Source organism: Algoriphagus locisalis (assembly GCF_900116615.1).
Lineage (GTDB): Bacteria > Bacteroidota > Bacteroidia > Cytophagales > Cyclobacteriaceae > Algoriphagus > Algoriphagus locisalis.
Window position 1 is genome coordinate 1 of record NZ_FPBF01000003.1, and the last position, 13,208, is coordinate 13,208.

Annotated in this window: 5 protein-coding genes; 1 reads left to right on the forward strand and 4 read right to left on the reverse strand. The window is 39.9% G+C overall.

The window, feature by feature from the left end; all coding sequences use genetic code 11:
• Positions 1–7,452 (reverse strand): Ig-like domain-containing protein (locus tag BM386_RS09100; protein WP_091692927.1); only part of this gene is annotated, 7,452 nt, incomplete at its 3' end.
• A gap of 508 nt (positions 7,453–7,960) precedes the next feature.
• Here BM386_RS09100 and BM386_RS09105 point away from each other — a divergent pair.
• Positions 7,961–8,338, forward strand: coding sequence for a response regulator (locus BM386_RS09105; RefSeq protein ID WP_091692929.1), 378 nt, complete (start codon positions 7,961–7,963; stop codon positions 8,336–8,338).
• Positions 8,339–8,365: 27 nt separating this feature from the next.
• Here the strand turns inward: BM386_RS09105 and BM386_RS09110 are convergent, their stop codons facing one another.
• The 3 genes from BM386_RS09110 to BM386_RS09120 form a co-directional block, all read right to left on the reverse strand.
• Positions 8,366–10,018, reverse strand: a complete 1,653-nt coding sequence (locus BM386_RS09110) for a hypothetical protein (protein ID WP_091692931.1) — start codon at positions 10,016–10,018, stop codon at positions 8,366–8,368.
• Positions 10,019–10,032: 14 nt separating this feature from the next.
• Positions 10,033–10,479 (reverse strand): response regulator, encoded by a 447-nt coding sequence (locus BM386_RS09115; RefSeq protein WP_091692932.1) that lies wholly within the window; start codon positions 10,477–10,479, stop codon positions 10,033–10,035.
• A 272-nt stretch (positions 10,480–10,751) separates the two neighbouring features.
• On the reverse strand, positions 10,752–13,085 hold the full coding sequence (locus tag BM386_RS09120) for a T9SS type A sorting domain-containing protein (RefSeq protein WP_091692934.1): 2,334 nt from the start codon (positions 13,083–13,085) through the stop codon (positions 10,752–10,754).
• Positions 13,086–13,208 lie beyond the last annotated feature (123 nt).

Here is a 13,208-nt window from a genome sequence, read left to right on the forward strand (position 1 = left end):
AGTCACATCCGCTGTAGTACCGCAGACTTCAAGCTCTTCGGCTACAAACTCAGGTGCGTCAAGACTGTTGGTGATCGTTACGCTTACAGATTTAGCAACCTCATTTTCGCAAACACCATCTCCGCTTACGGTTACAAAATACTCGTTAATAGATCCGGCTGGAAGACCGGAAATAATCAATGTCCCATCGGAACCCAGATTAAATGGAATTCCAAATACTTCATCATCAGGTATAGGATTGGTCTTGCCAGCATCAAAGTACCAGGTAAAGATTGGGTTGGCAATGCTGGTAGTAGGTGCAAGAACCACGTCCTCTCCTTCACATTGGGTTACCGTATCGTTGATATTAATATCTGCATCTACCGCATTCGGATTCACAGTCACCACTACCTCAGCCGCATCGCCCGGAGCATTTTCACAGACTCCGTCACCGCTTACAGTCACATAGTAAGTTGTGGTAGAACCTGGGCTTACAGTCAGGTTGGTTATCTCCATCGTCAGATCTTCATCCTCAAAGAATCGGAATACAGGATTGGTTACCGTGCTGCTACTCGCAGAAAGCGTGAAGCTCTCACCTTCGCAGATCGTGCCGCCCATGGCATCGATGTCAGAAGCCATTGCGCCAGGATTCACGGTCACATCAACAGGGATTCTCACCGGATCCTCACAACCGTCTCTCAAGACCGCTATGTAATAAGTCACTATGCCTGGCACATCCAGCGCAGGGGTAGTATAGCTGTTGCCGCTTGCAAGTAGGGTTCCACCTGTCTCAGCATCATACCATCTCAGGCTGGTGCCTGCTGATGGAGTAGCATCCAAGGTGACTGTTTCTCCCACACATACTTCCGCATCATCTGTGATAGCTGTCGGAGCAGGATAATTAATTTCTGCCTGATAAATTCTCCAGCCACTTTCCAAAGCCCCAAGCAATGGTCTGTATTCAATTCTTACCCGGTCAAATGCCCCACCGGCAACAAATCGAATTTGCCCTTTACTGTCTCCTCCAAGAAGGGATAAACTAATCAAGTTATTATCAACTATTCCTCCATCTCCATTCGCAGAAAATCCATTGTAGGACTCGAAAGAAAGTCCGCTTAAAACGCCTAGGTCAAGCAATGATCCACCGGTTCCTAAAGTAACTACAATGGTATCTCCAGCTGTGCCAGTTTGGTTAAAAATCAATTCCTGATATACACCTCCAGTAACCGCAACCGGTGCCACAAATCTTGAGTATGAGTCGATATTACCATCGACAGCATTACCAGGGTTTTCTACTGAACAAAGTAAACACAGGAAGTATGTCCCGTTATTCTGGGCATTTGCGATGGTACAATCTGCATCAGTGGTCACTGGCTCTACAGTTACTGTAACAGCTGTAGTATCAATAGACAAGCAGCCTGTATTGATATTTCTTGTACCGGCATAATAGGTATATACTCCTGCTGTTAAAACACCGGTATTGTATAAACTACCTGTAGCCAATTCTGCTCCGCCTTCAGAATACCAGACAATTTCAACATCTGCTGGCATTGGGTCAATTGAAGCTGTAAGCACAGTACCAAATCCTTCCGAAATCGTTATATCCGAACTTGTTGAAGGAACATCAGGAAGTTCATTGACAGTGATAGAAGTAGTAGCTGCAGGAGTACTGAAGCAATAACCTTCTGCTACCACGGACACATAATAGGTGGTGGAAGCAGTCGGGCTGACTTCATAATCAGCTCCTGAGTAATAAGGTCCAGTTAGGCTGGCATCCAGATACCATCTGAATTCAGGATCAGGAGTACTGATTCCGTTCAAGCTTGCATGCAGTATGGTAGTCTCTCCTTCACAGATTGCACTTTGGTCAGCTGTCAGCGTAATATCACCAGCATCAATTGTCATACAATCCGTAGGCATAGAATGCTGAGCTGTTTCGGAAGCATTTCCTCCTGCTGCATCAGTATAGAATGCCTCTGCATTATTCACAATTGGATCAGAGCCAGTTACAGCATCCACTTGAACGGTGAATGTAAATTCCTGCATCGCACCAACTGCCAAAGTAGCAATATCAAAAGTCAGGGTACCTGCACCTGCGGTACCTCCCCCGTTATCTACCAGCGTTGTATTGGCCGGAAGCTGATCGACTACTGAAATATCAGTAAGTGTTTTATTTCCAGTGTTGGTTACAGTCAAGGTGTAAGAAATAATATCTCCTACAATTGCTTTACCATCGCTTTCTGCATTGTTGCTTAACCCGATTTTGTCAAACTCAATGGAATGTACCGGCTCAACGTCGGTTACAGTGCCTGGGTCAGCTGCAGTATCCGGCTCGGTAGGATTGGTATTATCCACTGCCGGATAGGATTCAATCGGAGTAGTCAAATCTGCAGAACTTGCTATGGCAATATTCCTGATTTCATCTATTCCTGTAAGATCTGCTTCCACAGTTACAGTAAATGAGCCCACAGTAGTGGTCGCTCCTACTGCCAAACCTGCAAGGTTGAAGCTGACATCATTTCCATTTAGGGTTCCTCCTGAAACATAAGTAATTCCTGCAGGAAGAGCGTCTGTTATCGTCACATCAGTCAGGTTCTGATTACCTGTATTTCTTAGGTAAATGGTATAAACCAACGTCTCACCGCCGCTGACCGAGGTCAGGGAAGCATCTCCATCCACTGAGACGGCTTTCCAGATTTCTGCAGAGAAAATAGGATCTACAGGAATATCGGTCCCCGTATCACCGCTCTCGTCAGGATCTGTAGGGTTTTCATTATCCAAAGGCGGGAAAGTCTCAGTTCCAGGATCTTCAGGAAGTGATTTAACCAAAGCCACATTGGATATAAATTCTACATCTGTCAGATTCCCCTCAACCAACACACTGAAACTTACCGTCTCGGTGGCTCCGGCGGCGATGTCAATGTTTTCAAAAGTGATGACACCGGAATTATTTACTCCACCGCTTCCATCTACATACGTAGTGTGAGCAGGAATAGCATCCGTGATTAGGTAATCTGTCATCGGTACTGTTCCGGTATTTCTTACATGTATGGTGTATTGTACTGTTTCGCCACCCGATACGGAAGTCAACATTGGGTCCCCATCAATGATGTAGCTCTTCCAGCTTTGGAAATCAGGGGTTTCACAATCCTGCAAAATGTAATACAATCTTATCGTTGGATTCACTGATACCGATACTAATGATCTGTAGCGAATGGCAACTTCGTCAACGTCCACACCTAAAGAAACTCGGATTTCTTCATTTGCTCCGTTGTTAAAAAGATCTACCAGATTCACATTCCCCAGCACAGCATTATCCAAGGTCTCTTCGTAAACCTCTTCCCCATCTAAGTATCCTAGCACATCTATTCTTCCGAATACTCCTGCATCAACTGTCCCTGTACCTACCCCCAGTTTGATTTTGAATGAACCTTCTTCAGGAATTGTCTGTCTGAACTGGATGTTTTGTTGGATAGAAGCATCTACTGCCAGAGCCCCTAGGCTTATTTCAGAATAATCGTCGTTGTTGTTATTATCAAGTGCCCGCTCTGCGTTGGTCACACCGTATCCGCCGATAGCCCCAGCATCAAGAGTAGCAATTCCAGATCCATCAAAAGATGTAGTAAATCCTGTGGCACAAGCTTCAGCACCTGTTTCGTAACATAGGCCATAGATATTAATGCTGTTATCCTGACCTAGCAAAAGTGCATCAGTATGATCCGTAACGGTGATACTGTTGTAATCTGAATCAGGAGTGATCGCCAGGTAATACCTGCCCAGTTCATCCTGAACAATTTTAACCTGATCATTAAAGCCAGCAAAACTATTGTCACTGCTTGCTGTGAATATCGGGTTACCCCCGGCATCATTTGCAGCTACTGTGAAATAGTGATCCCCAAGAACGATGGTATTCAACAAATCACTCAATACTCCTCCAACGCTGCCGCCCAAAAGCGCATCAAGTAATGCCGGATCGGTGTCAATTCTCATATAAGATGTGGTACCTGCAGGGACAACTACCCCGTCTCCATATCCCAAGGTCACGTGCCCAGAAAATGCGCCAACTCCTGTTCCTAGTAAACCTGCACTGGAATTTATGGTAGCGAAACTGTTGAAGTTTCCGTCAAAAAGATTGGCAAGGTTATCAGCAAAAGAAGCATCAATCAGTTCTTCCGCACAAACCGGGCTCAAATATGGCGGTTCTTCTACATCCGGATCCGGACACCCATCGGAAATCCTGCTAATTCCATACAATCTGATTGGAGCACTGGTGTTGATCGCAACGGCAGATTCTAAACCAAAACTCACCCGGTCATAAACCACTCCCGGTTCGATCATCAACTCTTGAATTCCCCCTGAATTAAGTAATCCCAGTAAATCCAAGTTATTGATTAAAGCATCCTGAAGTGATTCATTGTACACTTCCTCATTGCCATCATATAGGATTACTCGATAAGAACCTGCAAGGTCCAAATTCAATATACCCGGCTCATCCAGTTGAACCCGGATTCGAAGTGCATCTGTTGCTTGTGACTTGGTTTTGAAATAAATATTCTGGTAAACTGAAGCTCCAATTCCTGCCACACCTAGATTTATGGTAGAGTAATTAGAAGAGTTTCCATCTATTGCATTTTGCGGATTGAATACGCCACCTTGGGTAATATCCAACAGATCAAGTGCGATTCCATCACCATCAAAATCGGTAAATGTTGCCTGCTCGCACAGGTCAAATTCTGTCTCTCTACACATGCTGAATACATGCATGGTAGCTGTATTATTTCCGCCTATTAAAGCATCCAGATGATGGTCAATCCGAACGGACTGATAAGCTTGATCTGCGGTAAAGGCAATGTAGAATCTACCTGACTCATCCTGTACCACTCGTACGTCCTGATTGCCAAAACCTGTAGCGCTGCTCGCTGTGTAAATATCCGAGCCTCCTGCGGTTTTCGGAGTTACGGTAAAGTAGTGATCACCAAGTGCTACAGTGCCCAATAAATCCGCCAAATCAGAACCTAAACTACCCCCTAAAAGCGCATTCAACTCATCATCTTCAAATTCAATTCTAACATAAGAAGTTTCTCCAGCGGCCACAGGTGCAGCATATTTCAATTCGATATGGCTACTGTAAGCTCCTAGTTCCAATGCTGTTCCTGCGCTTGCCGATAGTATCGCATAGGAATCGTTGTTTCCATCCACAGCATTTAGAGGGAAATTGGCATTTGCCCAATCCACCACTTCTACCGCACAATCGGAAGTATTGAAAGGAGGCTCAGTTTGTGGTGGTTCTGGTAACTCAGGATCCGGACAGGCATCACTAAAGCGCTCTATACTAAATACACTTACAGGATTTTGGATCACATTTGCGCTTACCAAGGATTCTATACCCACGGCCACACGGTCAAATGCCAGACCAGGTCCGAAAGGAAGGTTGATTGTCTCTCCGTTTTGCAATAAGCCCAATAAATCAAGCCCCGAAATCAATCCATCCCTTAGATCTTGGGAATACACTTCAGTGTCTCCATCGAAAGCTTTGATTACAATACTACCCAAAACTTCTGCAGTCAACGCATTCCCGCCTTCCAAAGCCAGTTTGACTCTAAAATGGTCTTCTGGAGCTGATAAGGAATGGAAGTCCACAAACTGATAAATACTGGAACCAATTCCTGCAGCTCCCAAACTGATCTCAGAAGCTGTCGCAGGGTCTCCATCAATAGCAAAACCAGCGTCTGTAACACCGGCCGCACCTAGCCCAACTAAATCCAAACTGATACCCGCTGATTCAGAGAAAGTAGAAAATGCCTGCTCACATTCTTCAAAACCTGTAGAAGTACAGACATGATACACGTTCATGCTGGTAGCTGAAGCTCCACCTATCACTCCTGGATATTCAAGAGTAACTCTGACACTATTGTAGGCAGCCGTTGGAGTTAAGGCGATATAGTAGTGGTTGTTTTTGTCCTGAACGATACGAACGGGCTGATTAAAAAATCCATTATCCGTTGAAGCAGAAAGCACAGATGAAGCGCCATTTAAGGCTTCTACTCGGAATAGTTTATTGCCTCCCAGAAGAGACCCACCTACGCCGTTTAACACATCCCCTAATGAACCATCGAGTAAGCCCAGAAGAGCCTCCTCATCAAAATCAATACGTATATAAGATGTAGTACCAGCACTTCTTTGATCAAAGCCAAGTTGGATCTGACCATCAAATGCTCCTATCCCCAAAAGAGTCCCTGAACCTGCCTGCAGTGTGGTAAACGTATCATTATTCCCATCTACTGCATTGAAAGGGAAATTGGCGTTTTCAAAATCGATAAGTGTTGCTTCACAATCACTATTGCTAAGCATTGGATCGGTAGCACCCGGAGTCGGTAAGGGATCAGGATCTGGACAAGCTTCCCCATAACGAGCAACTTCATGAATCCGAAGTGGTGAACTAGCTACCCCTAGATCGACGGTAGAATTTAATCCTACACTTACCCTATCAAACGAAATGCCTGGGCCAAAGGCGAGAGTTACCGGATCACCGGATTGGATTAAGCCTACAAGTTCAAGATTTCCAATAATGCCGGAGGTTAGTTTGTTTGCATACACCAAATCATCCCCATCATAAGCCCTCACCTCGTAGTCACCCAGAAGGTTTAAATCAACAAGACCTCCATCGATGGCAAAAGTGACTTTGAAGTAATCTTCTGGAGCCCATAGACCATTGAAATAAAAGTCCTGAAAAACTGAAGAAGCGGCGGAAACATTTATCAAACCTCCATAGCTTACAGAAGAATAAGTGCTTAAATCACCATCAATCGCATTTTCAGGATTGGTAACTAGATCACTTCCCAGCAGACTAATATTAATGCCAGAAGTTTGCCCAAGATCAGCAAACTCAGCTTCAGCACAAGTAGGATCAACTAAGGTAAAGGCATTATAGACATTCAAATTAAAGGATCCAAGACCCAGAAGACTTCCGGGATATTCCAATAATATCCTAACTGAATTGTAAGCAATGGTACTCTCTGGAGTAACCGCCAAATAATAATCCCCATTTGAATCTACAACCAAACGGGAGTCTATTGTAATACTAAGCTCTGAACCTACATCACTGGAAGAATTGCCTGCCCCTGAATAAATTGAAGCAGAAATATTTTCATTTACTAAGCCTAAAAGATCCAGCAGGTTAAGTCCAGAAGCATTAGGCAGATCAATCTTAACAAAAGTAGTAGTACCAGGTAGTCTGTCCGTAGGAAATTTAACTTGTAACCAGGCATTTCCTCCAGCAATTATAGAAATACTGGAAGAGGTTATAGTGGCGAAATCTGAATCAGAATTGTTCGCTGCGTCAGCTACATCTGAAACACCTGCCCCACCATTACCTAATGTGCCAGTTGTAATAACCCCTGAACTAGGTGTCCACGTGGCAAAATTCTTTGATTGACCAAAGGATCCAGGACTGAGCCCCACCAAAACAAGCATTAGAAAAACACAACTTAAACTTCTAAAACTTGAATAAAATAAACTATTCATCATCATATCATTATGATCAAAATTGACTAAACAAAAATCACAACACACCAAATCAAAATGGAGTAAATACCGAATACAATCCACTCTTAAGGCGTGTATCATCCCCTTACACCTAGGCTTATCTTCCATCTATCGAGACCCCACATACTATAAAAAGCACGTGAAAACCCACGCATGTTGACTATATATACTAGGTAACAACAACCTCTAAGACAAAAATACCTTATAAATTCGTCATGATATATCTTAAAAATTCATCTGTAACTAATCGGAGTATTTTTGTCATATAAATGGTGTATTCTGTCATTATAATAAACAATAAAACCTCTAAGGATATTTTAAGGAAACATCAGATATTTCAAAGTAAAAAAATCGAGTAAAAACGTTCGAAATTTCGAGAAAAACAATATATCAAACCATTAAAATACTACCTTTACAGAAAAATAAACAGAGGTAAATGAGAACAAAAATTCTACTAATTGAAGACAGCAAGACTCTGGCAGAAAACCTAAAAGAAATTTTTGAAGTATTTGATTATGAAGTATTAGATATTTTAACTAGTGCGGAAAAAGCCATGGAGGTAATCAGTACAAAGAAACCAGATCTAATTTTAATTGACATCAAGCTAAAGGGCATAAAAAATGGAATAGAACTAGCAGAAGAAATTAGGGATAAAATAAAAATACCAATCGTTTTCATCACATCCTACTCAGGTAAGGATGTCATACAAAAAATCCAACACCTAGCACCTGAAGGAATAGTAACGAAACCATTCACTTACGATGCACTCATTACAAGTATAGAACTAGCCCTTGCTAATTCCAAAAGAAATTAGGGTTAACAAAAATTATCCAGCTAAATACTAATCGCAATTTTTTAAGCTATTATTTAAATATACTTTCATTTTATCATCTAGTTCATTTACTTCTGAATCAATTAAAGTAAAAATCTCACGATTGGACAGTCTAGAATCATAGATATGCTTTTCATTTTGAATTAAATTCATTAACCCAAGAATGTTGGCTATTGGTTTTCTAAAAATATGACTAATAATCCAAGAAGTACTTTTATCAGACCATTCATTGGCAATTTTACTGATCTTAGATTCAGTAATATCTGTCAAATATATGTAATCACTGTATGGCATCAATTGAAAATCCATTTTCTTAAAGGAAATCTCAAAAACATAAAAGAATTTGAAATTATTTACCTCAAGAATTAACTTCTTTGATCGATTTTCTAATAAATTTCCAGAGTTTCCTTTAAAAAAGGTGAATAATTCTAATAATTGATCAGATTCTACATACTTTCTTAAAAGAAGGAAAAATTGAAAGTAGCCGTAACTCCTACTTTGAAAAACAGTAAATTTACTTAAAATTCTATCGTTCAATATCACCTGCTTTTCCTTTGAATTGATTTCTATAAAGAATGAGTTTGGAACAGCATTGATCCTTTTAAAATTGTCAAATGAATTAAGAATGGAATTTCTAATCTGGTAATACTTTGTGACATTGACACCAATTACCATTCCACCCTCAATTTTTGACTCATTATAAATTGGGTAGCACATGTATTGAAATCGTTCAGATCCAATTTGCTCTTCAGTAATCAAAACTTCCTTAGTTCGCCCACTACCGCTACTCAATTCTTTATCTGAACCAAATCCTGACACCTTCTCAAGGAATACAGCCCCTTCTTTTAAGTCAAAAATAGAACTACAATTTTGAAAATATTCAGAAAACAAGTTATTGGAAAAATGGATAATACCATTTCCATCATAGACAAACATGATGGAATTAACCTTATTGAACAACCCATAGACACTCTCATCAGAATAATTGTAAAATATAAAATTGTCTTTGAATACAATTAAAGAAACAATAGAAAAAACAGAAAGTAAAACAGTGGCTCCAGGAACTTCATAGCCTAGGTATATAGGAAAAATAATCTGAAATACTAAACCGTAAATAGATGGAACTAAGAGAGCAATAAAAAACAACCTTATTTTATTAAAATTCACGACCTCAGCATATAAAGACCGAGCTATTATTGCAAGCGCAATCATAACACAGATGCCAATCCATACTCTTGAATAAATGTCCAGAGACCCAGCTCTAAATCCTTGGACCAGACCAAAATATTCGGAAGTCACAAATAACCTTGGCTCAGGAAATGATAGATACGAGATCAGAAAAAATAAACTAACAGCAAAAATCAAAACCCTAATTAAATACATTCTATTGAGAACTATCAACTTTGATTCATAAACCACTTCTAGTAGAAAATAGCCAATAAATAAATAACAAGAGGATGCATAAAGATCAAACTTATATATAAATTCTAAAGATGCTGGAATTCGTAATAGCAATTCCCCTATTTGCCAAATTAAGAGTACCAAATTAAAGATTAGTAATTTTTGCTCAAATTTTACTTTTAGACCTTTTAAAAGCAGTAAACCAATAACAGCCAGATTACAAATAATACTAAAAACAGTTAAATAGACAATGTAATTCACCTCAAAAATTATAATTATCGGTTTAAATTAAACATATTATTCTGGTGATTATCGTTCACATTCATGTCATTTTTTAGCTGTAATACCTTAGCATTATCCATAGGTTTTGGTATATAATTGACCACACGGGAATAAGAAAAAGCGAACTCCATGTCCTTTGGGTTTTTAGAAGAGGAATGGATTACAACTTTGATCAGTTTCTCCGGATCGATTTTATCCAACAGACCCAAAAACCTCCATCCATCGATTTCCGGCATATTTATGTCTAATAAAATCTTGAAATCTCCTATCCTCACATTTTGGCCATCTTTCATATGTGATAAATATGACAAGCAATCAACAGCTACATCAAAAGTCTTTATTCTTAAAACATCTTGATTTGGCATAACCTTCTCAATCAAATGCTTGGATATAAGCAAGGAAATCGGATCATCATCGACTAAAATCAGCTCTGTCCTCATAGGTAGAATTAAAAATTTGTTATTAAATCATGATAAGTCAAATATAATAATTGAAAATCTTAAACCACCTTCATTTTATACTGACTATTCAATCCACCTTAAGCATTATTATTAAAACGCATTTTAATGATAGCAAAACACAAATTAATTTATTCTAAGACACAACACTTATAAATAATATTCCCTAATTCTAACAAAATACTACACTTTTATAACAAAATCATACAACAGGAACACACTATACACTTTTCCAAGCCTTTAAAAATCATTCCTTACTGTTTGATTAGATGATGTGTCTCATTCTTGCCGTTGAAATAAACCCGAAGAACATAATTACCTGCAGGTAATCCATCAAGATCTGTAATCCTAAAATCAGATTTAAGATCCGTGAATTCAAAATCTACTAGTTTTAATGCACTTCCGTCTCCCGAGTAAAGTGCAATATTTGCCTTAAGGTCATCCTGACTTTCCTTTCTTATGTCAATGTGATTTTCAAAGGTATTGGGAAATACACCAAAGGTCTTTACTCCTAAAGAAGTCAGTTCAAATCGTAATAATTGGGAGGAAAATTTAATTCTACCCTCCGCATCAACAATTTGAAGTCTATAATAATTGTTACCCGGATGCGGATGGGTGTCATAAAATGATGCCTCAATTCCATCCATGTCAGTGAAATTCACCAACTCTTCAAACCGAAGACTTGGTCCGGATCTTTCCACTTTGACGATATCTTGTTCAGTCAGCCCTGCAAATTTCCAGTTTAGCTCAAAAGTCCTCTTATTCGATTCCCTTCCTGAAAATTCTAAGAGAGAAATATGCAAAATCCTGGCAATAGCACTTAAATCAATTTCCATGGGCACTTCCATAGCACAACCCTCCTCAGGGACATAATTAAGGTAAAACTTGTACGGATCTAGTTCATCCCTGAATTTGAGCCCAGTCATCGTGATAATAGCTCCATCCAGGTCATAGGTAATGTCACTAATTTTATCGCCATCCTGGATTTCCACCATCATGGTCTCATCCAGATACCATTTAAATTCCCCTTGTTGTTCCATGTCTATATGACTGGGTTCAAGGGTCACAGGATTCTCACCTTCTACATAGATGTATTTACCATTTTCATCCACCTCCACATAGCCTGATGGAAGGATCTGGATATTGGCAGGATCCGGAATAGGATTTACTTTGACTTTAAAGTTAGCGGGTTCACTTTCAGTAGCACAAAGTCCAACGGTTGACCGCACTAAAAATTCATATTCTCCAGGCTCAAGATCCGAAGCTGTAGTATATGAGGAAGCAGTTCCAAGCATTTGTTCAGTGCCAGAATCCAAGATATACCAATTCAAGTCTCCTCCAGCTTCATTTATTGGAGTCACTGTAACTGTATTTCCTTGACAAATGACAAATGATCCTTCCTCCGGCACATTAACAACTGCAGGTCGGACTGGGGACACTGTAACACCGCTTATCTTAAGACTTCCCTCAAGCACTCCTAAGCCTACCAAAGATGACATCCTTATCCCAATTTTATCTATGGGCAAATCTGATGTCAACGGTAACTTAAAAAACTCATCCTCTCCCAATAAACCTAATAGATCCAAGTCCAGTAAGGAAGAAGCCGAGATAGTCTCTATTTCCACTCCTGAGGAATAAATAACCAGTTCTACATAATCCAACAACCCTAGATCCAATAGGGATTTACCAGTACCCATACTCACTAAAACCTCATTTCCAGGTTGAACTGGGTTATTAAAGTAAATCATTTGCTCCATTGATCCCGCCAATCCAACCACACCCAAGGATATTTCCGAATAGGTGTTTTCTAATTCCTCATCTATAGCCAGATTCAAACCATCAATTTGAGCATTAAGTGATAATGCGTCTAAGGTAAGTCCAGCACCGTCGAAGCTGGTAAACTCAGCAGAATACCCACAAGGGTTCTGTTCAAAATAAAACGCGTGATAAACTTCCAAAGAGTACTCCTTTCCAAGACCAGCGATTGAATTAGACTGATTAGTAATGTGAATCCGATCATAAGCAGAAGCAGGTGTTATAGCAATAAAGTATGCCCCAGAACTATCCATCACCAACCTTACCCTTCCTGAATCAAATCCATCCAAGCTGGATCTTAATTCTATGGAAGCAGATTCATTTCGAGCTTCCACAATAATTTCTTGCTCTCCTAATAATACAGCTCCCAATACCGTGGAAACCAAATCACCCAAGCTTCCTCCCAATAAGGATTCTAACAAGCTTTCTTCAGTCCCAATCCTGATATAGGTAGTTGTATTTGCCGGAAGTGAAGAATCAAATCGTAATTCAATTTTAGATCTATACGCCCCTAATCCAACTAGTGTGCCTGGGCTGGCAATCAGCTCAGCAAACTCATCCGGATCTCCGGCAGCGTTTGCTAGATTCAGTATGGATGGATCACAATTGGGTTGCAGAAAACCTCCACAAGGAGTAAACTTATAAGGAACTATTCCTGATGCGACATCTGCATAAACCTTATTTCCATATGCTAGTTGAACAGCACAAAAACTTGATACAAAAGTCACAAAAAAACATAAAAAATGAGCTTTATTTTTTACTCTTAATTCCATTCAATTTCCATCTTTACAAATGGAAATTAGAGAAATAATCGCTAGCTATCTATTCCAGATATTGATCCTAAAAACTAGAACAAAACACCTATTTAAAACTCATTTTTCAAAGAATAAAACACC

Coding starts and splice junctions, on each gene's coding strand:
- BM386_RS09105 (WP_091692929.1), top strand. CDS start 7,961: ATGAGAACAAAAATTCTACTAATTGAAGACAGCAAGACTCTGGCAGAA.
- BM386_RS09115 (WP_091692932.1), bottom strand. CDS start 10,479: ATGAGGACAGAGCTGATTTTAGTCGATGATGATCCGATTTCCTTGCTT.
- BM386_RS09120 (WP_091692934.1), bottom strand. CDS start 13,085: ATGGAATTAAGAGTAAAAAATAAAGCTCATTTTTTATGTTTTTTTGTG.